The sequence below is a fragment of the Pseudomonas sp. GL_139_B genome, from assembly GCF_057834475.1.
This window is the reverse complement of record NZ_CM174403.1, coordinates 6,030,910-6,057,182: the sequence shown is the minus strand read 5'-3', so window position 1 is coordinate 6,057,182 and position 26,273 is coordinate 6,030,910. Positions and strand designations below refer to the sequence as shown.

Sequence of the window (26,273 nt, the reverse complement as noted above, 5' to 3'; positions counted from 1 at the left end):
ATTTACAGGCCCAGGTTCATGCCCGAATACGTTAATTGGCTTCGTCACGCTTCGCCTTACATCAACGCCCACCGCGATTGCACCTTTGTCGTCATGCTCCCCGGCGATGGTGTGGAACACCCGAATTTCGGCAATATCGTCCACGACCTGGTGCTGTTGCACAGCCTGGGCGTGCGGTTGGTGCTGGTGCACGGTTCCCGTCCGCAAATTGAAACTCGCCTCGCCTCGCGTGGCTTGACCCCGCATTACCACCACGGCATGCGCATCACCGATGCCGCGACGCTGGAGTGTGTGATCGATGCAGTCGGTCAACTGCGTATCGCCATCGAAGCGCGCCTGTCCATGGACATGGCCTCGTCGCCGATGCAGGGCTCGCGCCTGCGGGTGGCCAGCGGCAATCTGGTTACAGCGCGGCCGATTGGTGTGCTCGAAGGCGTGGACTATCACCACACTGGCGAAGTACGTCGAGTCGATCGAAAAGGCATCAATCGTCTGTTGGATGAGCGCTCCATCGTGCTGCTGTCGCCGCTGGGTTATTCGCCGACCGGTGAGATTTTCAACCTCGCCTGTGAAGACGTCGCCACACGTGCGGCCATCGACCTGAGCGCGGACAAATTGCTGCTGTTCGGCGCCGATTTGGGCTTGATCGATGAAAACGGTCGTCTGGTGCGTGAATTGCGTCCGCAACAAGTGCCGGCGCATTTGCAGCGACTGGGCAGCAATTACCAGGCTGAGCTGTTGGATGCGGCGGCTGAAGCGTGCCGGGGTGGCGTGGCGCGCAGCCATATCGTCAGTTATGCCGAAAACGGTGCACTGCTGACCGAACTGTTCACCCGTGACGGTGGCGGTACGCTGGTGGCGCAGGAACAATTCGAAGTGGTGCGTGAAGCCGCGATTGAAGACGTCGGTGGTTTGCTGGATTTGATCAGTCCGCTGGAAGAGCAGGGGATTCTGGTACGTCGTTCCCGTGAAGTGCTGGAACGTGAGATCGAGCAATTCAGCGTGGTCGAACGCGAAGGCATGATCATCGCCTGTGCGGCGCTGTATCAGATTGCCGATTCGGACGCCGGGGAGCTGGCATGCCTGGCAGTAAACCCGGAATACCGCCATGGCGGGCGCGGTGATGAACTGTTGGAACGCATCGAAATCCGTGCTCGGGCCCAGGGTTTGAAAACCCTGTTCGTGCTGACGACCCGTACCGCACACTGGTTCCGCGAACGCGGGTTTGAGCCGAGTAGCGTTGAGCGCCTGCCGTCGGCGCGGGCTTCGCTGTACAACTATCAGCGTAATTCGAAGATCTTCGAAAAGACCTTATAACCGCAGCGCTCCCATCGCGAGCCGGCTCGCTCCCACAGGAAATCTCCAGTGAATGCAGATCCAGTGTGGGAGCGAGCCGGCTCCGGGCGGCGTTCCGACGATGGCTGCGCAGCAGCCTTCAAAAACTACTCAGCCACAAATTTCGCACTGACATACGCCGAATAATCCGGCAGCACCGTCTCTACTTTCCCTTGCTCCTTCAAGAACTTCGCCGTCTCGCCAATCGCCTTGGCCGTGCCGCCATCCAATAGCGCCGTGGTCTGCTGGGCCTTGGCATCCGGGAATGCAGAACCGGCCAACAATTCCGGTACATCGGCCGCATTGGCACCGGTCAGTTTGGCGATTTTCTGCACGGGCACCGAATCGGCGGTCCAGCTGTCTTTGTGCGCGGCGTAGTCGGCGAACGAGTCCAGGGTGACCTTGGCAAATTTGGCCACCACGTCAGGGTGTTTCTCGGCGTAATCCTTACGCGCGACCCATACTTCGAACGTCGGTGCCCCCCACTGACCGACCTGCGCGGCATCCGTCAACGTCTTGCCTGTCTTGCGAATTTCCCCCAGCGCCGGCGACCAGACAAACGCACCATCAATATCACCACGCTTCCACGCGGCAGCGATTTCCGCCGGTTGCAAATTCACCACTTTGACTTTCGAGGCGTCCAGGCCCCAGTGCTTCAGTGCGCCGAGCAAACTGTAGTGAGAGGTTGAAACGAAAGGGGTGGCGATGGTCTTGCCGATCAGATCTTCCGGTTTGTCGATGCCACTGCCGTTGCGCACCACGAGGGCTTCGGCCGCATTGATCTGGGCAGACACGATGAACGCGACGATCGGCAGATTGCGCGAGGCGGCCGCGGCCAAAGGACTGGAACCGAGGTTGCCAATCTGCACATCACCGGAAGCGATGGCGGTCACCACTTCAGGGCCGCTGTTGAATCGGCGCCAGTCAATTTTCTGGCCGATGGTTTGCTCGTACAGACCATCCGCCTGGGGGACTTTGCTGGGGTCGATGCCAGTTTGATAACCCACAGTCAGGTTGGCCGCTTGAGCGGAATGAGAAAATATCAGGGATACACAAACTGTAACAATTAGGCTGGATAGTTCGCGTCTGGTCGTCATGGCGTCGCCTTTCGGTGGGGGTTTGTTTCCGAATTGCTTCAAACGCTAAACGATCTAAAAAAAGTCTAATAAATACCATTTGGGAATTAGCTTATGAGCTCGGGGCTCTATTCCGGGACTGCGCGTGGTGCAGCGCTAAATGCCTAAAGGGAATGAGAATCGAATCAAACGGTTTGTTTCAGGTTCATGACGAAATAATGACCTGAACGGACCAAAAAACGCGGGCTTAGACTATGGTCGTAGACACATATAGTTACGATTGACTTGTGGGTCACGCTCTGGCGCTAATCGCGCATCTTAGGATCTTCGGGCATCGAACCGAGGCCAGGAACACAAGAATTAGAAACGAGAGGAGTTAAACAATGAACAAGTCCACCTTGGCTGTGGCCGTGGCCGTAGGGGTTTTGGCGCAGCAGGCAGGCGCCGCAGGTTTCTTGGAAGACAGCAAGGCTTCCCTCAGTTCCCGCACCATGTATTACGACGCCGATATGCGTGAAGGGGCCAGTACGCCTGCCAACAGACAGCGCGAAACCGCTGAGGGGCTCAAGTTCGATTACCTGTCTGGTTTCACCCAAGGCCCAGTTGGCTTCGGTATCGATGCCCAGACGCTGGTCGGTATCCATCTGGACGGCGGCAAGGGGCATCATCCAACCGGTAACAGCAACTCATTCTTCCCTAGCGATGGCGACGAGGCGGCGAGCGAGTGGAGCCGTTTAGATGGCAACGTCAAGGCTCGTTACTCCAAGACCGAGGCCCACTTGGGTGGCGCTCTGGCACCTCAGCTGCCGATCCTGCTAGCGAACGACACCCGTTTGCTGCCACAAACCTTTGAAGGTGGCACCCTCACCTCGAAAGAAATCGACAACGTGACCTTCAACCTGGGTCAGCTGGAGCACGCGTCGGGCCGCGCCTCTTCGAACTCCACCGGCCTCGCAGTGGCTGGTGGTACTCAAGCCAGCAATAGTTTCTTTTACGGCGGTGCTGACTGGAAGGTCACCAAAGACCTCCTGCTGCAGTACTACTATGCGAACCTGGAAGACTACTACAAGCAGAACTTCCTCGGCCTGGTGCACGTCTACCAGATCGATGCCAAACAGTCGTTCAAGACGGACATTCGCTACTTCGACAGTAGCTCTGTTGGCAAGAACGGTGACGCCGGATTCCGTTTCAACAACAACAACGGTTTCGCCAAGACCCCGGGCGTGGTCGACAACACGACCTGGAGCGGCATGTTCACCTATACCCTGGGTGGCAACGCGTTCTTGCTCGGACATCAGCGTGTCAGCGATGACGGCGGCTTCGTTTTCTTGAACCAAGGCAACCTGATCGATGGCAACGGTAATCCGCAAGGAGCCGGCGGCGCGAGCTTCTACTCGTTTACCGATGCCACGGTTGGCAGCTTTATCCGTGCGGGTGAAAACACCACGTTCGGTCAGTACTCCTATGACTTCGCCTCACTGGGCGTGCCAGGTTTGAAAGCTTCGCTTGCTTACTTGAATGGTCAGGACATCAAGGCTACCAACGGTATTGGCAAAGACCTGAGTGAGCACGAGACCGACGCCAGGGTGGACTACGTAATTCAAACGGGTCTACTTAAAGGTTTTGGTACAACTCTGCGTCACGGTACCTATCGCGGCAACACCAGCACCCTTGATCAAGACCAGACCCGTCTGATCTTCAACTACACCTACAGCTTCTTGTAATAAGCCGTCCGAAAGAGCCTCGCCTGCTGGCGAGGCTTTTTTTTTTTGACTGCCTATATTCCAATTACAGCTGACGTGAGCATTTTTTATTCTTTTTGGTTTTTTTCGCAAACACCTAAAGTAAGCCCCGCCCGGTACTCAATTTGAGGCTCGGCTTTAGCACTTTGATTCCCGACAGTAGAGCAGGTCACGGAATGGGCGTTTTGCCGATACCTCGAATCTTTGCTGCTTAGGCATATTCCTAAACGGAATTAAAAAGAAATACAAAATTCTTTTTAGCTTTATAGAAATGTATCCTGCATCGCCAAAACGACCAAGCCAGACGGCTCGGCAAAAATTGCGCGTCTTAGGATCCAGGGCGTTAGACCCAGGACCAGGACCACAAGCATTAGAAATGAGGAGCGAAACAATGAACAAATCCACCTTGGCCATGGCAGTGACCGTTGGGGTTCTGGCGCAGCAAGCAAGCGCCGCCGGTTTTATCGAAGACAGCAAGGCCACCTTGGGGCTGCGTAACTTCTACATCAACACCGATTACCGTGATGGGACGGGCCCGAACAAAAACGAAGAATGGGGCCAAGGCTTCGATCTGCGTTTCATCTCCGGTTATACCCAAGGCCCTGTCGGTTTCGGTATTGATGCAATCGGGCTGTTGGGCGTGAAACTGGATTCGGGCGGCGGCACCAATGGCGCCACTGCAACTTCTTACGGTGGCACTGTTTTCCCAACTAACTCCAAAGGCGAAGCGGTTGATGACTTCTCCAGCCTGGGCCTGACTGCCAAAGCCAAGATTTCCCAGACCGAATTGAAGCTGGGTACCCTGCAACCCAAACTGCCGGTCATCGTGACCAACGATGGTCGACTGCTACCGCAAACCTGGCAGGGTGGCCAGCTCTCTTCCGGTGACATCAAGGACCTGACGCTGATCGGTGGTCAGATCGAAGCCGTTAAGGGGCGTAACTCCAGCAACAACGAACAGATGTCCATTTCGGGTGCGAACACTCGTGGTCCCAAATTCCGCGATAGCAACAAGTTCAACTTTGCCGGCGGTGACTACAAAATCACCAAGGACCTGACGGCCCAGTATTACTACGGCAACCTGGAAGAGTTCTACAAGCAACACTTCCTGGGGTTGGTTCACAACTGGGCAATCGGCCCGGGCGTGTTGAAGTCGGATTTGCGTTATTTCAACAGCTCTGATGATGGTGCCAACGGTCACGACCCGCTGTACTTCAGCACTGGCAACTACAATGCGCCGAGCGGTAAAGGTAAGGTCGACAACAACCTGTACAGCGGCCTGTTCATGTACTCCGTTGCCGGGCATACCTTCGGTGGCGGTTACCAGGTCAGCAACGGCAGCAGCGACTTCCCTTACTTGAACCAGGGTGATGGAGCGTCGGCCTACATCATCACCGACTCGCAAATCCAGAAGTTCGCCCGTGCCGGCGAACACACCTGGCAGGCGCGCTACTTGTATGACTTTGCCACGGTCGGCGTACCTGGCCTGACGGCAGGTATGGTTTACCTGCACGGTGATGACATCGACACCGTTAATGCTAGCGGTAGAGAGGCGGCCAACGGCGCTTCCGAGTGGGAACGCGATCTGACCGTTGCTTACGTTCTTCAGCAGGGCCCGCTGAAGAACCTCGGCGTTACCTGGAAAAATGCGACCTGGCGTACAGACCTGCCGAACACTCGCACCCAGGATGAAAACCGTCTTATCGTCAGCTACTCGATCCCGCTGTTGTAATAGCGCTCGCGTAACAGAGACAAAAAAGCCCCGCCCGGCATCACGCCCGGCGGGGCTTTTGCGTTTCAAGGCGGGATCACCCCCGTAAACCCTCCTCGAAATTCCCCTCTTTTGCAGCACTCAAGGCCTTCTCGAACCTTGTGGGCGATGTTCTTCTCGTTGCCCGATCACGTCCAGTGAACAGATCTTTAATATTCGTTTATGATCTAAATAAATCGATATTTATTCTTTTTAATTATTCGCAAATACAGGCACAGTCGAGCTCAACAAGCACTCATCAGGAGCAGCACCATGAGCCTCAGACTGGGCGATATCGCCCCCGACTTTGAACAGGATTCCAGCGCCGGCACCCTTCGTTTTCACGAGTGGTTGGGCGATAGCTGGGGCGTGCTGTTTTCCCATCCGGCCGACTTCACCCCGGTGTGCACCACCGAACTGGGCTTCACCGCCAGGCTCAAGGATGAGTTTGCCAGTCGTGGGGTGAAAGCCATCGCCCTGTCGGTTGACCCGGTGGACTCGCACCACAAGTGGATCGAGGACATCAACGAAACCCAGAACACCCTCGTCAACTTCCCGATCCTCGCCGACGCCGACCGCAAGGTGTCGGACCTTTACGACCTGATCCATCCCAATGCAAACGACACCCTGACTGTGCGTTCGCTGTTCGTGATCGATCCGAACAAAAAGATTCGACTGACCATCACGTACCCGGCGAGTACCGGTCGCAACTTCCACGAAATTCTGCGGGTGATCGACTCGCTGCAACTCACCGACCACTACAAAGTGGCCACCCCGGCCAACTGGCAGGACGGTGATGAAGTGGTGATCGTGCCGTCGCTCAAGGATGAAGATGAAATCAAGCAGCGGTTTCCCAAGGGGTATCGCGCGGTGAAACCGTATTTGCGCCTCACACCGCAGCCGAACAGGTAAACCCGGCATTTTCGGTGTGGCTTGAATCGTCATCGCGAGCAGGCTCACTCCCACATTGAATCGAGGTTTACCTGTGGGAGCGAGTCTGCTCGCGATGGCGATGTAACAGGCATCATCGGAATCAGATTCATACAGCAGGGAGTTTTGGGCCGTTTCTACGGCCTGTTTTTTTGTCCTGGAAAAAGTTGTTTTGTATAGATCTGTAATGCATAACCAAATGAATAAATATGATTTATAGATATAACAATCACCTGTTAAGGTCACTCCCATCACAGCGAGATCGCAAACCGCGAATCGCCAACACCGTTCAAGGAATCATCTGAATGTTGGTCGTCTCACTCGGTGGCAGTCCCAGCCAACGCTCCCGTTCCGGGGTGTTGCTGGAACGCTCCCAACGCTGGTTACAGGAGCAAGGGGTGGAAGTGGTGAGTTACCAGGTTCGGGACTTCCCGGCAGAAGACTTGCTGCACGCACGCTTCGACAGCCCCAAGGTCATCGACCTGCTGCAACAGATTGAAAACGCCGACGGCCTGCTGATTGCCACACCGGTTTACAAGGCGTCGTTCTCGGGTGCACTGAAAACCGTGCTGGACTTGCTGCCCGAGCGCGCACTGAGCCACAAGGTCGTATTGCCGATGGCCACTGGCGGCAGCATCGCCCACATGCTGGCGGTGGATTACGCGCTCAAGCCAGTACTGTCAGCGCTGAAAGCCCAGGAAATGCTTCACGGTATTTTTGCTGAAGACAGCCAGATTGCTTATGGCGAAGGCAGCGCCCAGGCGCGATTGGCGCCGGAGCTGGAACAACGATTGAACGAGTCGCTGGAACTGTTTTTCAGCGCCATGGCGAGACGGCCCAAGCCGCTTGATCCGAACCTGTTGAATGAACGTTTGTTGAGTGCTCGCTGGAGCATTTAAAGCTTTTTTATTTTTTAGTTTGAAAAGTCGCCGAGCGAAGCTCAGGCACTTTTTGAACAAAAAATCACCTTACTCAGCCGCTAACGGCTTAGCAGGTGCAGCCAAAACCTCACTGCAAAAAGGAGAGCGCTATGCGCACTGTCATTTTGCGTCGTGGTCTGGTCGCTCTGTTTGTTGCGGCTGTGTCCTTCGGCGCCATTACTCAAGCTCAAGCCGAGACGTTGCGAATCGGTTATCAAAAGTACGGCACCCTGGTGCTGCTCAAAGCCAAAGGCACACTGGAAAAACGCCTCGCCGCCCAGGGCGTGGACGTGCAATGGACTGAATTCCCCGGTGGCCCGCAACTGCTCGAAGGCCTGAACGTCGGCTCCATCGACTTCGGTGTGACGGGCGAAACCCCACCGGTATTCGCCCAGGCTGCTGGCGCCGATTTGCTCTACGTTGCCTACGAACCCCCTGCACCGCACGCCGAAGCGATCCTGGTGCCGAAGGACTCGCCGATCAAATCGGTGAAGGATCTCAAGGGCAAGAAAGTCGCGCTCAACAAAGGCTCCAACGTTCACTACCTGTTGGTACGTGCGCTGGAGGACGCCGGCCTCAAATACACCGATATCCAGACCGTGTTCCTGCCGCCGGCCGATGCCCGCGCCGCGTTCGAGCGTGGCAGCGTCGACGCCTGGGTCATCTGGGACCCGTACCAGGCCGCCGCTGAGAAACAACTGCAAGCGCACACCCTGCGCGATGGCCAGGGCATCGTCGACAACCATCAGTTCTACCTCGCAAGCAAACCTTACGCGCAGAAAAATCCCGAGGTGATCAAGACCCTCGTCGAAGAAGTGCGCGCAGTCGGTGAATGGTCCAAGGCCAATCCGGAAGACGTCACCCAGCAGGTTTCGCCACTGCTCGGTTTGCCGGCGGACATCACCCTGACCTCGATGAAACGTCAGGGCTTCGGTGCGTTGTTCCTCACGCCTGAAGTGGTCGCCGCGCAACAGAAAATCGCCGATAGCTTCTACGACCTCAAGCTGATTCCGAAGCAGTTGAGCATCAAAGACGTGATCTGGACGCCACCGGCAGCCGTTGCCAAAGCGCAGTAATTCGATTCCCTGAAGGAGACCACTCCATGAGCCTCAATATTTTCTGGTTCCTGCCTACCCACGGCGACGGCCATTACCTTGGCACCGCCGAAGGCGCTCGAGCCGTTGACCACGGTTATTTGCAACAAGTCGCGCAAGCGGCGGATCGTCTGGGTTTCGGCGGGGTGCTGATTCCGACCGGGCGCTCCTGCGAAGACTCGTGGCTGGTGGCGGCGTCACTGATCCCGGTGACCCAGCGTTTGAAATTTCTTGTCGCACTGCGCCCCGGGATCATTTCTCCGACGGTGGCTGCGCGTCAGGCGGCGACGCTGGATCGTCTGTCCGGCGGTCGTGCATTGTTCAACCTGGTCACCGGTGGTGATCCGGAAGAGTTGGCCGGTGATGGCTTGTTCCTCAGCCACGAAGAGCGCTATCAGGCCTCGGTGGAATTCACCCGCATCTGGCGTCGTGTGCTGGAAGGCGAAACCGTTGATTACGACGGTCAGCACATCAGCGTGAAAGGGGCGAAGTTGCTCTATCCGCCGATCCAGCAGCCGCGTCCGCCGCTGTACTTCGGCGGCTCGTCGGAGGCGGCGCAAGACCTTGCGGCAGAGCAGGTTGAAATGGTCCTGACCTGGGGCGAACCACCGGCCGCCGTGGCCGAGAAAATCGAGCAAGTGCGCGCCAAAGCCGCGAAGCTGGGTCGTACCGTGCGTTTCGGTATCCGTCTGCATGTAATCGTTCGCGAGACCAATGCCGAGGCGTGGCAAGCGGCTGACAAACTGATCTCGCATCTGGACGACGACACCATCGCCCGCGCCCAGGCCTCTCTGGCGCGCTTCGATTCCGTCGGCCAGCAGCGCATGGCCGCACTGCATGGCGGCAGCCGCGACAACCTTGAAGTCAGCCCCAACCTGTGGGCTGGCGTGGGTCTGGTGCGTGGCGGTGCCGGTACTGCACTGGTTGGCGACGGTCCGACCGTGGCGGCTCGCGTGAAGGAATACGCGGATTTGGGCATCGACACGTTCATCTTCTCCGGTTATCCACACCTTGAAGAGTCGTACCGCGTGGCCGAATTGCTCTTCCCGCATCTGGACATTCAACGTCCGGAATTGCCGAAGGGCGCCAACTACGTCAGCCCGTTCGGCGAGATGGTCGCCAACGATATCCTTCCCAAAGCCGCGTCTCAGAGCTGAGGCGCGCCATGAAGAAAGTCATCCACAACCTCGCGCCCTGGGCGTTGCCGGTGTTGTTGCTGGCGGTGTGGCAGTTGTCGGTGTCGGCGGGCTGGTTGTCGACTCGGATTCTGCCGGCACCCATCGCAGTGATCGAGGCCGGTGTCAGTCTGGTGCGCAGCGGCGAAATCTGGACGCACCTGGCAATCAGCGGTTGGCGCGCTGCGCTGGGTTTCACGATCGGCGGCGGCATTGGTTTGGCGCTGGGCTTCATCACCGGCCTGTCGAAATGGGGTGAGCGCCTGCTCGACAGTTCGGTGCAGATGATCCGCAACGTGCCGCACCTGGCGCTGATTCCACTGGTGATTTTGTGGTTCGGGATCGACGAGTCGGCGAAGATTTTTCTGGTGGCGCTGGGCACGTTGTTCCCGATCTACCTCAACACCTATCACGGCATCCGCAACGTCGATCCGGCACTTGTAGAGATGGCGCGCAGTTATGGCTTGTCCGGTTTCAGCCTGTTTCGCCAAGTGATCCTGCCGGGCGCGTTGCCTTCGATTCTGGTCGGTGTGCGCTTCGCATTGGGCTTCATGTGGCTGACGCTGATCGTCGCGGAAACCATCTCCGCCAGTTCCGGCATCGGTTATCTGGCGATGAACGCCCGGGAGTTTTTGCAGACCGACGTAGTGGTGCTGGCGATTCTTCTGTACGCGGTACTCGGCAAACTGGCCGACCTCGCGGCCCGTGGACTTGAGCGTGTGTGGCTGCGCTGGCACCCGGCTTATCAGGTTGCCAAAGGAGGTGCGGCATGACGGCTCAACAACCTCCACGCCTGCTGCGCGGGATTCCGCTGGTGGTGCGCAAACTGCAAAAAACCTTTGGCTCGCGGCAAGTGCTGCGCGAGATCGACCTGCACGTACCGGCGGGGCAGTTTGTCGCCGTGGTGGGTCGTAGCGGATGCGGCAAAAGTACCTTGCTGCGCTTGCTGGCCGGTCTCGATCAACCCACGGGCGGTGTATTGCTTGCCGGTGCCGCGCCGCTGAGTGATGCGCGAGAAGACACGCGCTTGATGTTTCAGGAAGCGCGTTTGCTGCCCTGGAAAAAGGTCATCGATAACGTCGGCCTCGGGCTCAAGGGCAACTGGCGGCCGCAAGCACTGGAAGCGCTGGAGTCCGTTGGCTTGGCCGACCGCGCCAATGAATGGCCTGCTGCCTTGTCCGGTGGACAGAAACAGCGGGTCGCCCTGGCTCGAGCGCTGATCCATCAACCGCGCTTGCTGTTGCTCGACGAGCCGCTGGGTGCACTGGACGCCCTGACCCGAATTGAAATGCAGCAACTGATCGAACGGCTTTGGCGCAAGCATGGCTTCACCGTGTTGCTGGTGACTCACGACGTCAGTGAAGCGGTGGCGATTGCCGATCGGGTGATCCTGATCGAAGAGGGCGAAGTCGGCCTCGACCTGCTCGTGGAACTGCCGCGCCCTCGGGTTCGCGGCTCGCATCGGCTGGCGGCGCTGGAAACTCAAGTGCTCAATCGTGTGCTCGAACTGCCTGGCGAACCGCCGGAACCGGAACCCGTTTCACCCTTGCCTACGCAATTGCGTTGGGCTCATTAACCAGACTTTTTCAATGACAGGAATCAACATCATGACGATCAAAGCCATCAACGTTCGCAACCAATTCAAAGGCGCCATCAAGGAAATCGTACTGGGTGACGTGCTGTCGGAAATCGACGTGCAAACGGCGTCCGGCATTGTCACTTCGGTGATCACCACGCGCTCGGTCAAAGAGCTGGAACTGGTGGTTGGCAGCGAAGTGATCGCGTTTGTGAAATCCACCGAAGTGTCGATCGCCAAGTTGTAAGCGTGTGGGCAGTCAGTGAGATCGGCGGAGCGGCCATCGTCGGAACGCCGCCCGGAGCCGGCTCACTCCTACAGGGATTTTTGTCGTACACAAATCCTGTGTTCGCTGAAGATCAACTGTAGGAGCGAGCCTGTTCGCGATGAGGCCAGTGCAGGCTCTGCAGGAATCAGGCTGAAATAGCACGCTTGGATAGGTACGGCGGCAAGTACAACCCAAGATAAGCATCAAACACCCGCATCCCTTCCTCAGCCATGCGCGGAGTAATCTGCCCATGCTGCTGCACCGAGCGTGCGTAAACGCGGTCGCCAAGTTCCATGGCCAGTGCAAACACATCAACGTCCGTAGGCAGCTTGGGCAATTCGAAATGGTGATCAAAGAGTTTGTGCATGAGGTCGCCCAGTTCGATGTCGTGCTGGCGGTCGGCCTGGGTGACTTCGGTCAGCCCATGCTGGGCGAGGATCAATTGGCGGGCGGCGGCGTCTTCGCTGTAGATCGCGAGCATGCGCTGTTCCACCAGACGTGACAGATCACGCCAGCCGCTGAGGGCGCCGTGATCGATGGGCGCTTGCAGGCAGGCGCGGAACCCGGCGTGGACGTCGGCCGTCAAGGCTTCAAGCAGTGCCGGGACACTGGCGAAGAAGTGGTAGACGGAGGAGGGCGGGATCTCCGCGCGTTCGGCGACGCTGTAGATCGACAGACTGCCCACGCCCTCGGCGGCCAGCAGCGTGCGGGCGGCATCGAGTATCGAATCGATCCGCGCCTGGCTGCGGGCGCGGGGTTTGCGTGGGGTGGCGAGTCGGGTCATCGAAGTCTCCTGCGGGGGCAGCGGGCATTGTACGAGGCGACTGGCACCTTGTCTGTATGGCCACCGCTGCCCGACCGACGGGAGAGCGAGGGTCAGCCGCCGACGTTCACGGCTCGATCATTCAAGGGTTGAACAGGGCGAGCGTTCATCGGGTACAGCGCCTTAAAAGCCTCCAGCTGGGCATGGGACACTTGCACCGGTTCGGTCAGGATGTTCCAACGCACCCCTTCGCTGCAGGGCGGAGTGGTTAGCGACCCCATATAGGAATAGTAGTGATGGTTGGCCGGCAGCAAGTCTGCGATGTTTTGCATGTCCAGCGTCGTCTGGCCGCCCACTTTTTTGGGCATGGCGGCAAGAATGGGTTCCAGTGCCGGGTTGTGGGCGCCTTCTTCAAACAGCACTGCGACCACAGCTAGTTCGCCAGTAGCGTTGCGGTGGACAAAATGCGCATCCATCGGATAGGCGCGCCCCTGGATTTTCTCCTCGCTGGGCGTATGAAAGTGAAACTGCACGAGCGAGTAATCGCCGGTAGGCAAGGTAATACCGCCCGCGTCCGTTGGCGAAACCTGAATGGTGTGGCCATTGTTCAGGATAGTGGCCGGGCTTGCCCGGTAGTTAAATGTCAGGGGCGCCAGGCTGGCCTTGACCGCGCTACTGATATCGATTGGCGACTGCGCCTTGCCGGTTGAGCAAAGCTTGTAGTCACTCTTGAGATCGCCCCAGTGTTCCGGGCCGGAGTGGTCGCTGTAGGTCCATGTGGAAGTGTGATCGTCCCCGGCAACAGCAGGAATGGACACGCTAGCGCTGATCAGTGAAAGAGCTGCGCCCATCAGGAGTTTTTTCATGGTCATAGGGCCTCAAAATTCGGTGTGTGCCGAGTACCGCCCGGCATGCCAAAGTCTGAGATTCAAATGCTAGCGAGTCTATGGGTCACTTCTTGAAGATGGTCGGATTTTTCCTGTGCGTAGCGCTCGAAGGGGGACAAAAAAACGCCGCAGGCTGTGAAGCTGGCGGCGTTGTTTTTTACTGCAACCACTTAAACGGTATGCAGGTACCAGTTGTACTCAAGGTCGGAGATGGAGTGTTCAAACTCCTCCAGCTCGCTTTCCTTACAGGCCACGAAGATATCGATGTATTTAGGATCGATGTACTTGGCCATGACTTCGCTGTCGTCCAGCTCACGCAATGCATCACGCAGGTTGTTCGGCAGGCTTTGCTCGTTCTGCTCGTAGGAGTTGCCTTCTACGGGGGCGCCCGGCTCGATCTTGTTGGTCAGACCGTGATGCACGCCTGCCAGGACCGAAGCCATCAGCAGGTACGGGTTGGCATCGGCGCCGGCAACACGGTGTTCGATGCGCACGGCATCGGAAGAACCGGTCGGAACGCGGATCGCCACGGTGCGGTTATCCAGGCCCCAGCATGGCGAGTTCGGCACGTAAAACTGTGCGCCGAAACGACGGTAGGAGTTGACGTTCGGGCAGAGGAAAGCCATCTGCGCCGGTAGGGTCTCGAGCACACCGCCGATCGCGTGACGCAGTGCGGCGTTCTGCTCGGGATCCTCGCTGGCAAAAATATTTTTGCCATCTTTATCAAGAATCGAGATGTGGACATGCAGACCGTTGCCCGCCTGGCCCGGGTAAGGCTTGGCCATGAAGGTGGTGTCCATTTCATGGTCGTAGGCGATGTTTTTGATCAGACGCTTGAGCAGGACCGCGTAGTCGCAGGCCTTGATCGGGTCGGCCACGTGGTGCAGGTTGACTTCGAATTGCGCCGGGGCGCTTTCCTTGACGATCGCGTCGGCAGGGATACCTTGCTCTTTCGCACCTTCCAGAATGTCCTGGAGGCAGTCGACGTATTCGTCGAGGTCGTCGATCAGGTAGACCTGAGTCGAGTGCGGGCGTTTACCGGAAATTGGCGAGCGCGGCGGTTGTGGGCGGCCGTTCACGTTCTCTTGGTCGATCAGGTAGAACTCCAGTTCGAACGCGGCACAGATGGTCAGACCCATCTCGTCGAACTTGGCGACCACTTGACGCAGAACTTCACGGGGATCCGCGAAGAAAGGGTCACCTTCGAGTTCGTGCATGGTCATCAACAGTTGCGCGGTAGGGCGCTTCTGCCAAGGCTCGTTGCACAGGGTGTCAGGGATTGGATAGCAGATTCGGTCAGCATCACCGATGTCCAGGCCCAGGCCGGTGCTTTCCACCGTCGAGCCATTGATATCCAGAGCAAATAGAGAGGCCGGCAGGTTGATGCCTTTCTCGTAAACCTTGTGGAGGCTGGTGCGTTCAATGCGCTTGCCGCGCACCACACCATTCATATCCGCAATCAGAAGGTCAACGTACAGAACCTCAGGATGTTCCTTAAGGAACGCGTTCGCTTCGTTAAGCTGAACGGCACGCGGGGGTACCGACATGATGCAACACCTTTGTTGTTAAAAATATCAATCATTGATCTCTTCGGATTCCAGTCAACCCGAACGGCATGCCGAAGTCAAGCGAGGCCTTTTTTGCCCTAAAAAAGCGCCCGTAAGGCTTTTTTGAGGCACTTTGGGGCGTTTTTATGCCTTTGAACGCTTTGGCTACCGCGGGCTTGAGCGGGGCGTGTTGTATTTTTTACGGGGGTGTTGTGTAAAAAAATGAACAAGGCTAAGCTCGATTCAAACCCATAACACCAATAATACCGGGGTGCTTCATGTATCGCCTGCCGATAATCGGCGTCACCGACTGCTCTAAGCAGATCGGTCTGCATGCTTTTCACATCAGTGGCGACACCCACGTCCGCGCAGTGGCCTCAGCGCCTGCGGACCTGACGGTAATCTTGTCCTCCATGACGGATAGACTGTCTCCGTCCGATATTCTGGACAGCCTTGATGGCACCCCCATTACGGTTACTTCATTCAATATAGAACCGATTCACAATAGCGGCCCGACTATCGCTTGTGATCCTGCACGCCTGGCGTTTGCCACACCGTGCGGAAAAATCACGATAGCCTGTCGAAGACACCCGTTTCAACGCGACGCCGATGCGTCAACCATTGCCTGACGCAAGCAAGCGGCAGGAAACTCAAAGCCTAGAGGCATTTATGAGTAACAACCTCGACCAGCTCACCGATTGGTTGAAAGACCACAAGATCACAGAAGTCGAATGCATGATCGCCGACTTGACCGGGATTACCCGTGGCAAGATTTCGCCGACCAACAAGTTCATCGCTGAAAAAGGCATGCGCCTGCCCGAAAGCGTTCTGTTGCAGACCGTGACCGGCGACTATGTCGAAGACGACATCTATTACGAACTGCTCGACCCGGCCGACATCGACATGATCTGCCGCCCCGACCAGAACGCCGTATTCCTCGTGCCGTGGGCCATCGAGCCGACCGCTCAGGTGATCCACGACACCTACGACAAGCAAGGCAACCCGATCGAGCTGTCGCCACGCAACGTGCTCAAGAAGGTCCTCAAACTCTATTCCGACCGCGGCTGGCAACCCATCGTGGCGCCGGAAATGGAGTTCTACCTGACCAAGCGCAGTGACGACCCTGACTACCCGCTGCAACCGCCGATTGGCCGTTCCGGGCGCCCGGAAATCGGTCGTCAGTCGTTCTCTATTGAAGCGGCGAACGAATTCGACCCGCTGTTCGAAGATGTCTACGACTGGTGCGAATTGCAGGAGCTGGACCTCGATACCTTGATTCACGAGGACGGCACGGCGCAGATGGAAATCAACTTCCGTCACGGCGATGCCTTGTCCCTGGCCGACCAGATCCTGGTGTTCAAACGCACCATGCGCGAAGCCGCGCTCAAGCATGACGTGGCGGCGACTTTCATGGCCAAGCCCATGACCGGCGAGCCGGGCAGTGCGATGCACTTGCACCAGAGCATCATCGACATCGAAACCGGCAAAAACATCTTCTCCAATGAAGACGGGACCATGAGCCAACTGTTCCTGCACCACATCGGTGGCTTGCAGAAACTGATCCCTGAGTTGTTGCCGCTGTTCGCACCGAACGTGAATTCGTTCCGCCGCTTCCTGCCGGACACTTCGGCGCCGGTGAACGTGGAGTGGGGCGAAGAAAACCGCACCGTGGGCCTGCGAGTTCCGGATGCCGGGCCGCAAAACCGTCGGGTGGAAAACCGCCTGCCGGGTGCCGACGCCAATCCCTATCTGGCGATTGCCGCGAGCCTGCTCTGTGGCTACATCGGCATGGTCGAAGGCTTGAACCCGAGTGCGCCGGTGGTGGGCCGTGGCTATGAGCGCCGCAACCTGCGCCTGCCACTGACGATTGAAGACGCGCTGGAACGCATGGAAAACAGCACGACCATCGAGAAATATCTGGGCAAAAATTTCATCACTGGCTACGTCGCGGTCAAGCGGGCCGAGCATGAAAACTTCAAGCGCGTCATCAGTTCGTGGGAGCGCGAGTTCCTGCTCTTCGCCGTCTGATACGCCGGGCGCCGTTGTTGTCGGGCGGCGCTTTCACCTGATTTTTTAGGAGATTTGTATGACCAGCAACAATCCGCAAACCCGTGAATGGCAAACCCTGAGCAATGATCACCACTTGGCCCCGTTCAGCGACTTCAAGCAGCTGAAAGAGAAAGGCCCGCGAATCATCACGAACGCCAAGGGCGTTTACCTGTGGGACAGCGAAGGTAACAAGATCCTCGACGGCATGGCCGGCCTGTGGTGCGTAGCGATCGGTTACGGCCGTGATGAACTGGCCGATGCCGCCAGCAAACAAATGCGTGAACTGCCTTACTACAACCTGTTCTTCCAGACCGCTCACCCGCCGGTACTGGAACTGGCCAAGGCCATCGCCGACATCGCGCCAGAAGGCATGAACCACGTGTTTTTCACCGGTTCGGGTTCGGAAGGCAACGACACCATGCTGCGTATGGTTCGTCACTACTGGGCGATCAAGGGCCAGCCAAAGAAAAAAGTCATCATCAGCCGCAAGAACGGCTATCACGGTTCCACCGTGGCCGGCGCGAGCCTGGGTGGCATGACGTACATGCACGAGCAAGGCGACTTGCCGATTCCGGGCATCGTCCACATTGCACAGCCGTACTGGTTCACCGAAGGCGGTGACATGACGCCTGAAGAGTTCGGCGTCTGGGCGGCCAATCAGCTGGAAGAGAAAATTCTGGAAGTCGGCGTGGACAACGTCGGTGCCTTTATTGCCGAGCCAATTCAGGGGGCCGGTGGCGTGATCATTCCGCCAGACACCTACTGGCCGCGCATCAAGGAAATCCTCGCCAAGTACGACATCCTGTTCGTGGCGGACGAAGTGATTTGTGGTTTTGGCCGCACCGGTGAGTGGTTCGGTACCGATTACTACGACCTCAAGCCCGACATGATGACCATCGCCAAAGGCCTGACCTCCGGCTACATCCCCATGGGTGGCCTGATCGTGCGTGACGAAGTGGTCGAGGTGCTGAACGAAGGCGGCGATTTCAACCACGGTTTCACGTACTCCGGTCACCCGGTGGCCGCTGCGGTGGCGCTGGAAAACATCCGCATCCTGCGCGAAGAAAAAATTATCGAACGCGTACATGCAGAAACGGCACCCTATTTGCAAAAGCGTCTACGGGAACTGAACGATCATCCGTTGGTGGGGGAAGTGCGCGGGGTCGGTTTGTTGGGGGCCATTGAACTGGTTCAAGACAAAGCCACTCGCAAGCGTTACGAAGGCAAGGGCGTCGGCATGATCTGCCGCCAGTTCTGCTTCGACAACGGCCTGATCATGCGCGCTGTGGGCGACACCATGATCATTGCTCCGCCACTGGTGATTACACCGGCTGAAATCGACGAGTTGGTGGCCAAGGCACGCAAGTGTCTGGACCTGACGCTGAGTGCGTTGCAGGGCTAAGTGCTAGGCTCTGAGCGGGGTGCGCAGCTGGTACTTCGCTCATTGCAAATTAAGGATGGGGCTTTCCTTGAAAGCCTGCCTCGGAACTTGCCAGACTACCGGTTGTTCGGATGCCCAAAAAAAGGCCGCTGAGCACGTGGTTAAAAAGAAAAAATTGGAGCATTACTGATGAAGGCATTAGGTATGAAGATAGCTGGCAAGACCCTTCTCGCCATGTCCCTGTTGGGCGCGATGGCGGGTGCAGTTCAGGCGGACGACAAGGTGTTGCACGTCTATAACTGGTCCGATTACATCGCTCCGGACACTATCGCGAACTTCGAGAAAGAGTCCGGGATCAAGGTGGTGTACGACGTTTTTGACAGCAACGAAACCCTGGAAGCCAAGTTGCTGGCCGGTAAGTCCGGTTACGACATCGTCGTACCGTCGAACAACTTCCTGGCCAAGCAAATCAAGGCCGGCGTTTACCAGAAGCTGGACAAGTCCAAGCTGCCTAACTGGAAAAACCTGAACCCTGACCTGCTCAAAGCGGTATCGGTGAGTGACCCGGGCAACGAGCACGCCTTCCCTTACATGTGGGGTTCGATCGGTATCGGCTTCAACGCCGAGAAGGTCAAGGCTGCACTGGGTGCCGACGCACCGACCGATTCCTGGGACCTGATCTTCAAACCTGAAAACGCTGCCAAATTGAAGGCGTGCGGTATCAGCCTGCTCGATTCGCCAACCGAGATGATCCCGGTGGCGCTGCACTACCTGGGCCTGCCGACCGACAGCCAGAAGAAAGAGGACATCAAGAAAGCGGAAGATCTGCTGCTCAAGGTTCGTCCTTCGATCACTTACTTCCACTCCTCGAAGTACATCTCCGACCTGGCCAACGGCAACATCTGCGTCGCCGTGGGTTACTCGGGTGACGTGTACCAGGCCAAGTCCCGCGCGGCCGAAGCCGGTGACAAGGTGAAAGTCAGCTACAACATTCCGAAAGAAGGTGCGGGCAGCTTCTACGACATGGTCGCCATCCCTAAAGATGCCGAAAACGTTGAAGGCGCCTACAAGTTCATGACCTACCTGCAGAAGCCGGAAGTCATGGCGGCCATCACCAACGCCGTGCGTTTCCCGAACGGTAACGCGGCTGCCACGCCACTGGTGGATAAAGACATCACCAGCGACCCGGGCATCTACCCGCCAGCGGACGTGCTGGTCAAGCTGTACGCGATTGCCGACCTGCCGGCCGCGACCCAGCGTGAGTTGACCCGTAGCTGGACCAAGATCAAATCCGGTAAATAAGACGTAAAACCCTGTAGCAGCTGCCGCAGGCTGCGTCCAACTGCGAAGCAGTTGTGCTGTTGAAAGTGCGGGAAGGTCCTTCGGACCTTAACGCGGCCTTCGGCAGCTGCTACAGGTATCTGCATAAAAGTTTTGCTGGAACGGTTTTTCGAGGGTAAGTTGCGCGCCGGTTTTGTTGCCGGGCAGCCATGGCTGTCATGTAACGTGGGGCAACTTGGGCCCAACTCATTTTAGAGGACCTCCACTTGCCTGTTTTTTCTTTGTTTCGCAATGCCATGCTGGTGAGTGCCGGGCTGACGCTTGCCGTCAGTGTCCAGGCCGCCGGCACTGTGCATATTTATAACTGGTCGGATTACATCGGTCCGACCACCCTGGCGGACTTCCAGAAAGAGACCGGCATCAAGCCGGTTTATGACGTCTTCGATTCCAACGAAACCCTGGAAGGCAAGTTGCTGGCCGGGCGTACCGGTTACGACGTGGTCGTGCCGTCCAACCACTTCCTCGGCAAGCAAATCAAGGCGGGCGCTTTCCAGAAGCTCGACAAGTCGAAGCTGACTAATTATTCCAACCTTGATCCGGTGCTGCTCAAGCGTCTGGAGCAGAACGATCCGGGTAACCAGTACGCTGTGCCCTATCTGTGGGGTACTAACGGCATCGGTTACAACGTCGAAAAAATCAAGGCGGTACTGGGTGTCGACAAGATCGATTCCTGGAGTGCGGTGTTTGAACCGGAGAACATCAAGAAGCTTCATAGCTGCGGCGTAGCGTTCCTCGACTCCGCCGATGAAATGATGCCCACCGTTCTCAACTACATGGGCCTCAACGCCAACAGCACCAACCCCGACGATTACAAAAAGGCCGAAGCCAAGTTGCTGGCGGTGCGGCCTTACGTGACGTACTTCCACTCGTCCAAGTACATTTCGGACTTGGCCAACGGCGACATCTGCATCGCGATCGGTTTCTCTGGTGACATGTTCCAGGCCAAGGCCCGGGCGGCCGAGGCCGGCAAAGGCGTAAACGTTGCCTACACCATTCCCAAGGAGGGTGGCGCGCTGTGGTTCGACATGCTGGCGATTCCCAAGGATTCGGCCAACGTCAAAGAGGCCCACGCCTTTATCAACTATTTGTTGAAACCCGAGGTGATCGCACAGGTCAGCGATTCTGTTGGCTATGCGAACCCCAACCCCGGCTCGGACAAACTGATGGAACAGTCCATCCGCACCGACGAGTCGGTTTATCCACCGCAAGCAGTCCTCGACAAGACCTATGTGTCGGTCGAGTTACCACCAAACATACAACGTTTGATGACCCGCAGCTGGACCAAGGTCAAGTCGGGCAAATAGCTTCAGGGCTCAAACTATCCAAGGTTGGCTCACCTTGAGCGAACTGCACTCTTTTTTTCTGGGAGTTTCGTAAATGGCAGTTGCCTCCGGCGCCTATAAGAAAGCCCTCGAGGGCGACCAGTCACCTAAACAGGTGCTGGTCAAAATCGACCGGGTCACGAAGAAGTTCGACGAGACGATTGCCGTGGACGATGTGTCCCTGGAAATCAAGAAAGGCGAGATTTTCGCCTTGCTCGGCGGCTCGGGATCGGGCAAATCCACGTTGCTGCGTATGCTCGCCGGCTTCGAACGACCGACCGAAGGGCGAATTTTCCTCGACGGCGTCGACATCACCGACATGCCGCCGTACGAGCGTCCGATCAACATGATGTTCCAGTCGTACGCCTTGTTCCCGCACATGACCGTAGCGCAGAACATCGCCTTCGGCCTCAAGCAGGACAAGCTGCCCGCGGCTGAAGTCGATGCGCGCGTGGCCGACATGCTAAAGCTGGTACAGATGAGCCAGTACGCCAAGCGCAAACCGCATCAGTTGTCCGGTGGTCAGCGTCAGCGGGTGGCCCTGGCGCGTTCGCTGGCCAAGCGCCCGAAGCTGTTGCTGCTCGACGAACCGATGGGCGCACTGGACAAAAAGCTGCGCTCGCAGATGCAGCTTGAGCTGGTCGAGATCATTGAGCGCGTCGGCGTAACCTGCGTCATGGTGACCCACGACCAGGAAGAGGCCATGACCATGGCCGAGCGCATTGCGATCATGCACCTGGGCTGGATCGCGCAAATCGGCAGCCCGATCGACATCTACGAAACCCCGACCAGCCGTCTGGTCTGCGAGTTCATCGGCAACGTCAACATCTTCGACGGTGAAGTGATCGACGACGCCGAAGGTCACGCGACCATCACCTGCAAGGACCTGGACCGTCAGATCTATGTGGGCCACGGCATCAGCACCTCGGTGCAGGACAAATCCGTGACCTACGCGATCCGTCCGGAAAAACTTCTGGTGACGCCGACGCAGCCGACCTGCGAGTACAACTGGTCCAGCGGCAAGGTGCATGACATCGCCTACCTCGGCGGTCACTCGGTGTTCTACGTTGAATTGCCAAGCGGCAAGATCGTCCAGTCGTTCGTCGCCAACGCCGAGCGCCGTGGTCAGCGCCCAACCTGGGGTGACCAGGTTTACGTGTACTGGGAAGACGACAGCGGCGTGGTACTTCGCTCATGAACATGCGCAAATTCAAACGCCGCCTCAATCGAATAATTCCCGGTGGCCGCCAGGTGGTCATCGGGGTTCCGTTCATCTGGCTGTTCATGTTCTTCATGTTGCCGTTCTTCATCGTCTTGAAGATCAGCTTCGCCGAAGCCGACGTCGCCATTCCGCCCTACACCGAGATTTACAGCTTCATCGACCAGAAGCTGCAGGTGCTGCTCAACCTCGGCAACTACGCCATGTTGGCTGGCGACGAGCTGTACATTGCCGCTTACCTCGGCTCATTGAAGATGGCGCTGATCAGCACTGTCCTTTGCCTGCTGATCGGTTACCCAATGGCCTACGCCATCGCCAGTGCCCGTAAAGAGCTGCAAACGGTGTTGGTGCTGCTGATCATGATGCCGACCTGGACCGCGATCCTGATCCGCGTCTATGCGTGGATGGGCATCCTCAGTAACAACGGTTTGCTCAACGGTTTCCTGATGAGCATGGGCTGGATCAACGAACCGCTGCAGATCCTCAACACCAACCTCGCGGTCTACATTGGTGTCGTTTACTCCTATCTGCCGTTCATGATCCTGCCGCTCTACGCCAACCTGGTGAAGCACGACCACAGTCTGCTGGAAGCCGCCTCGGACCTCGGTTCGAGCACCTTCAACAGCTTCTGGAAGATCACCATTCCCTTGTCCAAGAACGGGATCGTCGCTGGTTGCATGCTGGTGTTCATTCCGGTGGTGGGTGAGTTCGTGATCCCGGAACTGCTCGGCGGTCCGGAAACCCTGATGATCGGTAAAGTGCTGTGGCAAGAGTTCTTCAATAACCGCGACTGGCCGGTGGCGTCTGCCCTGGCGGTGGTGATGCTGGCGATCCTGATTGTGCCGATCATCTTGTTCAACCGTAGTCAGGCCAAAGAAATGGAGGGCAAAGAATGAAGCGCTTCAGATTCTCCAGCCTGATGCTGGTATGCGGTTTGCTGTTTATCTATGCACCGATGCTGATCCTGGTGATCTACTCGTTCAACGCCTCGAAACTGGTGACGGTGTGGGGTGGCTGGTCGATCAAGTGGTACGTCGGCCTGCTCGATAACACCCAACTGATGGGCTCGGTGGTGCGCTCGCTGGAAATCGCCTGCTACACGGCGGTGGCAGCGGTCGCACTCGGTACGCTGGCGGCGTTTGTGCTGACCCGCATCACACGCTTCAAGGGTCGCACGCTGTTTGGCGGCCTCGTTACCGCGCCGTTGGTGATGCCCGAAGTGATCACCGGTCTGTCGTTGTTGCTGCTGTTCGTGGCGATGGCGCAGATGATTGGTTGGCCACAGGAACGCGGCATCATCACCATCTGGATCGCGCACACCACGTTCTGTGCCGCGTATGTGGCGGTGGTCGTTTCCGCTCGCTTGCGTGAGCTGGACCTGTCCATCGAAGAAGCGGCCATGGACCTCGGGGCCAAGCCATTCAAGGTGTTTTTCCTGATCACCATCCCGATGATTGCGCCATCGCTGGCGGCGGGCGGCATGATGTCGTTCGCCCTGTCGCTGGATGACCTGGTGCTGGCGAGCTTCGTGTCGGGGCCGGGGTCGACGACCTTGCCGATGGAAGTGTTCTCGGCGGTGCGCCTGGGCGTGAAGCCTGAGATCAACGCCGTGGCCAGCCTGATTCTGCTGGCGGTGTCGATCGTGACCTTCCTGGTCTGGTTCTTCAGCCGCCGCGCCGAAGAAAGTCGCAAGCGTGCGATCCAGCAAGCCATCGAAGAAGGTGCTGCCGACTCCTGGAAACAACCGGACGTACGCCGCGCGCAGGCGCCGGAAGCGGCTTGATCCACGGATGATCATTCCCACGCTCTGCGTGGGAATGCCTCAACGGACGCTCCGCGTTCGGCTCTTGATGGGACGCGGAGCGTCCCGGGCTGCATTCCCACGCGGAGCGTGGGAACGATCAAGATCAGGAAACCCAAGGGGATTTGCGGATGATCTCGACGAAGTTCATCGGCTTGAACCCCGCCTCGCTGTCGACCAGCACATCCGCATTCACCGTGCCGAACGTAGTGTCCGGCTTATGCTTGAAGCCGTTGGCGAACGCACACAGGATGCACTCCTTGAACCCTTCACCCCGTGGATGCGAATGCACCACTGCCTCACGCTGCACGGTGGAAAACGCCGCGTAGTCGATGCCCAGCACATCCATTTCAACGCCAGCAGTCACCAGCGCCACATTGGGACGCAAGTGTTGCGGCACGCCCGGCGTGGTGTGCAGCGCAATCGACAACCAGACCTGTTCGACATCGTCGTCACTCAGCCCGTAAGGCTTGAGGAACGCTTTGGCGGCGTTGGCGCTGTCGACTTCAAAACGTTCGTCATCGCTGCGATGACCTTCCACCAGACCGAGGTCGTGGAACATCGCGCCGACGTACAACAGCTCCGGGTTATAGGCCAGTTGCTTGCGCTCTCCACTCAAGGCACCGAACAAAAACACCCGGCGCGAGTGGTGATACAACAGGTCGGATTCGACGTCACGGATGTATTCGGTGGTGGCCTTGGCCAATGCGCTGTCGGGAATTTTGATACCGGCGATGATGCTGCTCATGGTGCGGTCCTCGTGGGAAACGCCGTGGCGGCGCTGATGGGTGAAGTCTGTGCTGACCTCCAAAACCGGACAATCGATCCATGGCTGCGATCCTTGCCAATGAACAGGCATATCGCGCCAACCTCGCTTGTTGCGCGTGGATTGGCTAAGTTTGATGACGTCGCAGGTTGTGCACGGTCCATGTGGGAGCCGGGCAAGCCCGGCTCCCACAGGTTTTGTGTTTGCCCAAACTGCGACTTCAACCCATAGAGAGCGTTTCCCGCCATGAGTAAAACCATCGCCATCGTGGTCTTCTCCGGCGTTCAGTCCCTGGACGTCACCGGTCCCATGGATGTGTTTTCTGAAGCCAATCGTTTCCTCGAGCCGCAAGACCACTATCGGCTGGAGGTGATCGGCGTCGGGCACGGAGCAATGCCGTGCTCCAACGGTTTGTCGATCAGCGCCCACACGCATTTCAGTGAGGCGCAAGAGGCGTACGACTTGCTGCTGGTGGCCGGTGGACCGCAGTTGCCGTTCATGGATTTTGGCGGCGCGTTTGATGCCTGGCTGCGGGGTGCCTGCGCGCGGGCGCAGCGCTTTGGCTCAATCTGCAACGGCGCTTTCATACTCGCCCGGGCCGGATTGCTGGATGGACGAACCGTGACGACCCATTGGGGCGACGCGGCCGCGCTGGCACAGTTATGCCCGTCGACCCGGGTCGAGGCGGATCGCTTGTACGTGCAGGATGGCGAGCTCTATACCTCGGCTGGTGTCACCGCCGGAATCGACTTGTCGTTGTATTTACTGGCCAGGGACCACGGGCCGGACGTTGCGTTGAATGTGGCCAAGCGTCTGGTGGTGTTCACTCAGCGTTCGGGGGGGCAATCGCAATTCAGCCCGTTTCTGATGCCTCACGCCGAACCCACTTCTGTCGTGGCGATGGTTCAGCTCTACGTGCTGGCCAACCTCACAGGCGATCTGACCCTTGCGGACCTGGCGATTGCGGCCAACATGAGCTCGCGCAACTTTTCCCGGGTGTTCGCCAAGGAGGCAAAAATCACCCCGGCGGAGTTCGTCGAGCGGGCGAGGGTGGACGCGGCGCGGGTCCTGCTGGAGAGCACGCACTCGCCGCTCAAGACCGTGGCCTACCAATGTGGATTTCGCGATGCCCAGCATATGCGCAGCGTGTTCAACCGCAGACTGGGGGTGACGCCATGGCAGTTCAGGCGGAATTTTGCGGCGATGGTTTGATCCGGAGTTTCTGCTGGTAGGGAGGGCCCTATCGCGAGCGGGCTCACTCCCACAGTTGAAATGCATTCCAATGTGGGAGTGAGCCTGCACGCAATGGCGTCAGCCCAGACACCAAAGAT

At 57.8% G+C, this 26,273-nt stretch carries 24 protein-coding genes; 19 read left to right on the top strand and 5 right to left on the bottom strand.

Going from position 1 to position 26,273, the window contains the following annotated elements; genetic code table 11:
- The first annotated feature begins 18 nt into the window (after positions 1–18).
- Positions 19–1,317: an amino-acid N-acetyltransferase gene (gene argA, locus AC3ISI_RS27785; protein WP_489334678.1), complete on the top strand. Its 1,299-nt coding sequence runs from the start codon at positions 19–21 to the stop codon at positions 1,315–1,317.
- A gap of 125 nt (positions 1,318–1,442) precedes the next feature.
- Here the strand turns inward: argA and tauA are convergent, their stop codons facing one another.
- Entirely contained in the window at positions 1,443–2,432 is a 990-nt protein-coding gene (gene tauA, locus AC3ISI_RS27780) for a taurine ABC transporter substrate-binding protein (protein ID WP_489334677.1), read from the bottom strand.
- Positions 2,433–2,794: 362 nt separating this feature from the next.
- Between tauA and AC3ISI_RS27775 the strand changes: the two genes are divergently transcribed.
- The 9 genes from AC3ISI_RS27775 to AC3ISI_RS27735 all read left to right on the top strand — a co-directional run bounded on the left by AC3ISI_RS27775 (position 2,795) and on the right by AC3ISI_RS27735 (position 11,845).
- On the top strand, positions 2,795–4,135 hold the full coding sequence (locus tag AC3ISI_RS27775) for an OprD family outer membrane porin (protein WP_489334676.1): 1,341 nt from the start codon (positions 2,795–2,797) through the stop codon (positions 4,133–4,135).
- Positions 4,136–4,544: 409 nt separating this feature from the next.
- A complete protein-coding gene (locus AC3ISI_RS27770; RefSeq protein ID WP_489334675.1) occupies positions 4,545–5,885 on the top strand; it encodes an OprD family porin in 1,341 nt (446 codons plus the stop codon).
- Between the two features lie 291 nt (positions 5,886–6,176).
- On the top strand, positions 6,177–6,815 hold the full coding sequence (locus tag AC3ISI_RS27765) for a peroxiredoxin (protein WP_489334674.1): 639 nt from the start codon (positions 6,177–6,179) through the stop codon (positions 6,813–6,815).
- Between the two features lie 323 nt (positions 6,816–7,138).
- Complete coding sequence (gene ssuE / locus AC3ISI_RS27760) at positions 7,139–7,732, top strand: NADPH-dependent FMN reductase (protein ID WP_489334673.1); 594 nt, start codon at positions 7,139–7,141, stop codon at positions 7,730–7,732.
- A 131-nt stretch (positions 7,733–7,863) separates the two neighbouring features.
- On the top strand, positions 7,864–8,829 hold the full coding sequence (locus AC3ISI_RS27755; protein ID WP_489334672.1) for a sulfonate ABC transporter substrate-binding protein: 966 nt from the start codon (positions 7,864–7,866) through the stop codon (positions 8,827–8,829).
- A gap of 26 nt (positions 8,830–8,855) precedes the next feature.
- Positions 8,856–10,004 carry an FMNH2-dependent alkanesulfonate monooxygenase gene (gene ssuD / locus AC3ISI_RS27750; RefSeq protein WP_489334671.1) on the top strand — a complete coding sequence of 383 codons (1,149 nt, stop codon included), beginning with the start codon at positions 8,856–8,858 and terminating at the stop codon, positions 10,002–10,004.
- A gap of 8 nt (positions 10,005–10,012) precedes the next feature.
- Positions 10,013–10,795 carry an aliphatic sulfonate ABC transporter permease SsuC gene (gene ssuC, locus AC3ISI_RS27745; protein ID WP_489334670.1) on the top strand — a complete coding sequence of 261 codons (783 nt, stop codon included), beginning with the start codon at positions 10,013–10,015 and terminating at the stop codon, positions 10,793–10,795.
- On the top strand, positions 10,792–11,598 hold the full coding sequence (gene ssuB, locus AC3ISI_RS27740) for an aliphatic sulfonates ABC transporter ATP-binding protein (RefSeq protein WP_489334669.1): 807 nt from the start codon (positions 10,792–10,794) through the stop codon (positions 11,596–11,598). The genes ssuC and ssuB overlap by 4 nt, the downstream gene beginning before the upstream one ends.
- 31 nt (positions 11,599–11,629) lie before the next feature.
- Complete coding sequence (locus AC3ISI_RS27735; RefSeq protein WP_007942473.1) at positions 11,630–11,845, top strand: TOBE domain-containing protein; 216 nt, start codon at positions 11,630–11,632, stop codon at positions 11,843–11,845.
- A gap of 166 nt (positions 11,846–12,011) precedes the next feature.
- Here the strand turns inward: AC3ISI_RS27735 and AC3ISI_RS27730 are convergent, their stop codons facing one another.
- The 3 genes from AC3ISI_RS27730 to AC3ISI_RS27720 all read right to left on the bottom strand — a co-directional run bounded on the left by AC3ISI_RS27730 (position 12,012) and on the right by AC3ISI_RS27720 (position 15,063).
- Positions 12,012–12,650, bottom strand: a complete 639-nt coding sequence (locus AC3ISI_RS27730; protein WP_489334668.1) for a TetR/AcrR family transcriptional regulator — start codon at positions 12,648–12,650, stop codon at positions 12,012–12,014.
- 92 nt (positions 12,651–12,742) lie between these two features.
- Positions 12,743–13,495 carry a carbonic anhydrase gene (locus AC3ISI_RS27725; RefSeq protein ID WP_489334667.1) on the bottom strand — a complete coding sequence of 251 codons (753 nt, stop codon included), beginning with the start codon at positions 13,493–13,495 and terminating at the stop codon, positions 12,743–12,745.
- Positions 13,496–13,686: 191 nt separating this feature from the next.
- The gene (locus tag AC3ISI_RS27720) at positions 13,687–15,063 is read right to left on the bottom strand and encodes a glutamine synthetase family protein (protein WP_007897683.1); all 1,377 of its coding nucleotides are present in this window, start codon (positions 15,061–15,063) and stop codon (positions 13,687–13,689) included.
- A 278-nt stretch (positions 15,064–15,341) separates the two neighbouring features.
- Between AC3ISI_RS27720 and AC3ISI_RS27715 the strand changes: the two genes are divergently transcribed.
- From AC3ISI_RS27715 to AC3ISI_RS27680, 8 genes are all read left to right on the top strand, one after another.
- Positions 15,342–15,692, top strand: a complete 351-nt coding sequence (locus tag AC3ISI_RS27715; protein WP_489334666.1) for a gamma-glutamyl-gamma-aminobutyrate hydrolase family protein — start codon at positions 15,342–15,344, stop codon at positions 15,690–15,692.
- Positions 15,693–15,732: 40 nt separating this feature from the next.
- Positions 15,733–17,091 (top strand): glutamine synthetase family protein, encoded by a 1,359-nt coding sequence (locus AC3ISI_RS27710; RefSeq protein WP_027926485.1) that lies wholly within the window; start codon positions 15,733–15,735, stop codon positions 17,089–17,091.
- Positions 17,092–17,149: 58 nt separating this feature from the next.
- Complete coding sequence (locus AC3ISI_RS27705) at positions 17,150–18,514, top strand: aspartate aminotransferase family protein (RefSeq protein ID WP_489334665.1); 1,365 nt, start codon at positions 17,150–17,152, stop codon at positions 18,512–18,514.
- Positions 18,515–18,697: 183 nt separating this feature from the next.
- Complete coding sequence (locus AC3ISI_RS27700) at positions 18,698–19,795, top strand: polyamine ABC transporter substrate-binding protein (RefSeq protein WP_489337798.1); 1,098 nt, start codon at positions 18,698–18,700, stop codon at positions 19,793–19,795.
- Positions 19,796–20,040: 245 nt separating this feature from the next.
- Positions 20,041–21,138 (top strand): polyamine ABC transporter substrate-binding protein, encoded by a 1,098-nt coding sequence (locus tag AC3ISI_RS27695; RefSeq protein WP_489334664.1) that lies wholly within the window; start codon positions 20,041–20,043, stop codon positions 21,136–21,138.
- A gap of 73 nt (positions 21,139–21,211) precedes the next feature.
- On the top strand, positions 21,212–22,354 hold the full coding sequence (locus tag AC3ISI_RS27690; RefSeq protein ID WP_046032293.1) for an ABC transporter ATP-binding protein: 1,143 nt from the start codon (positions 21,212–21,214) through the stop codon (positions 22,352–22,354).
- A gap of 35 nt (positions 22,355–22,389) precedes the next feature.
- Positions 22,390–23,271: an ABC transporter permease subunit gene (locus tag AC3ISI_RS27685; RefSeq protein WP_489337797.1), complete on the top strand. Its 882-nt coding sequence runs from the start codon at positions 22,390–22,392 to the stop codon at positions 23,269–23,271.
- Positions 23,268–24,158, top strand: coding sequence for an ABC transporter permease subunit (locus AC3ISI_RS27680; RefSeq protein ID WP_489334663.1), 891 nt, complete (start codon positions 23,268–23,270; stop codon positions 24,156–24,158). The genes AC3ISI_RS27685 and AC3ISI_RS27680 overlap by 4 nt, the downstream gene beginning before the upstream one ends.
- A 124-nt stretch (positions 24,159–24,282) precedes the next feature.
- On the opposite strand, the gene AC3ISI_RS27675 is transcribed toward AC3ISI_RS27680, so the two are convergent.
- The gene (locus tag AC3ISI_RS27675; RefSeq protein WP_489334662.1) at positions 24,283–24,924 is read right to left on the bottom strand and encodes an HD domain-containing protein; all 642 of its coding nucleotides are present in this window, start codon (positions 24,922–24,924) and stop codon (positions 24,283–24,285) included.
- Between the two features lie 264 nt (positions 24,925–25,188).
- Between AC3ISI_RS27675 and AC3ISI_RS27670 the strand changes: the two genes are divergently transcribed.
- Positions 25,189–26,154: a GlxA family transcriptional regulator gene (locus tag AC3ISI_RS27670; RefSeq protein WP_489334661.1), complete on the top strand. Its 966-nt coding sequence runs from the start codon at positions 25,189–25,191 to the stop codon at positions 26,152–26,154.
- Positions 26,155–26,273 lie beyond the last annotated feature (119 nt).

Bases quoted from the DNA above. Each gene is read 5' to 3' on its own strand.
- argA (WP_489334678.1), top strand. From the start codon at position 19: ATGCCCGAATACGTTAATTGGCTTCGTCACGCTTCGCCTTACATCAAC.
- tauA (WP_489334677.1), bottom strand. From the start codon at position 2,432: ATGACGACCAGACGCGAACTATCCAGCCTAATTGTTACAGTTTGTGTA.
- AC3ISI_RS27775 (WP_489334676.1), top strand. From the start codon at position 2,795: ATGAACAAGTCCACCTTGGCTGTGGCCGTGGCCGTAGGGGTTTTGGCG.
- AC3ISI_RS27770 (WP_489334675.1), top strand. From the start codon at position 4,545: ATGAACAAATCCACCTTGGCCATGGCAGTGACCGTTGGGGTTCTGGCG.
- AC3ISI_RS27765 (WP_489334674.1), top strand. From the start codon at position 6,177: ATGAGCCTCAGACTGGGCGATATCGCCCCCGACTTTGAACAGGATTCC.
- ssuE (WP_489334673.1), top strand. From the start codon at position 7,139: ATGTTGGTCGTCTCACTCGGTGGCAGTCCCAGCCAACGCTCCCGTTCC.
- AC3ISI_RS27755 (WP_489334672.1), top strand. From the start codon at position 7,864: ATGCGCACTGTCATTTTGCGTCGTGGTCTGGTCGCTCTGTTTGTTGCG.
- ssuD (WP_489334671.1), top strand. From the start codon at position 8,856: ATGAGCCTCAATATTTTCTGGTTCCTGCCTACCCACGGCGACGGCCAT.
- ssuC (WP_489334670.1), top strand. From the start codon at position 10,013: ATGAAGAAAGTCATCCACAACCTCGCGCCCTGGGCGTTGCCGGTGTTG.
- ssuB (WP_489334669.1), top strand. From the start codon at position 10,792: ATGACGGCTCAACAACCTCCACGCCTGCTGCGCGGGATTCCGCTGGTG.
- AC3ISI_RS27735 (WP_007942473.1), top strand. From the start codon at position 11,630: ATGACGATCAAAGCCATCAACGTTCGCAACCAATTCAAAGGCGCCATC.
- AC3ISI_RS27730 (WP_489334668.1), bottom strand. From the start codon at position 12,650: ATGACCCGACTCGCCACCCCACGCAAACCCCGCGCCCGCAGCCAGGCG.
- AC3ISI_RS27725 (WP_489334667.1), bottom strand. From the start codon at position 13,495: ATGAAAAAACTCCTGATGGGCGCAGCTCTTTCACTGATCAGCGCTAGC.
- AC3ISI_RS27720 (WP_007897683.1), bottom strand. From the start codon at position 15,063: ATGTCGGTACCCCCGCGTGCCGTTCAGCTTAACGAAGCGAACGCGTTC.
- AC3ISI_RS27715 (WP_489334666.1), top strand. From the start codon at position 15,342: ATGTATCGCCTGCCGATAATCGGCGTCACCGACTGCTCTAAGCAGATC.
- AC3ISI_RS27710 (WP_027926485.1), top strand. From the start codon at position 15,733: ATGAGTAACAACCTCGACCAGCTCACCGATTGGTTGAAAGACCACAAG.
- AC3ISI_RS27705 (WP_489334665.1), top strand. From the start codon at position 17,150: ATGACCAGCAACAATCCGCAAACCCGTGAATGGCAAACCCTGAGCAAT.
- AC3ISI_RS27700 (WP_489337798.1), top strand. From the start codon at position 18,698: ATGAAGATAGCTGGCAAGACCCTTCTCGCCATGTCCCTGTTGGGCGCG.
- AC3ISI_RS27690 (WP_046032293.1), top strand. From the start codon at position 21,212: ATGGCAGTTGCCTCCGGCGCCTATAAGAAAGCCCTCGAGGGCGACCAG.
- AC3ISI_RS27680 (WP_489334663.1), top strand. From the start codon at position 23,268: ATGAAGCGCTTCAGATTCTCCAGCCTGATGCTGGTATGCGGTTTGCTG.
- AC3ISI_RS27675 (WP_489334662.1), bottom strand. From the start codon at position 24,924: ATGAGCAGCATCATCGCCGGTATCAAAATTCCCGACAGCGCATTGGCC.
- AC3ISI_RS27670 (WP_489334661.1), top strand. From the start codon at position 25,189: ATGAGTAAAACCATCGCCATCGTGGTCTTCTCCGGCGTTCAGTCCCTG.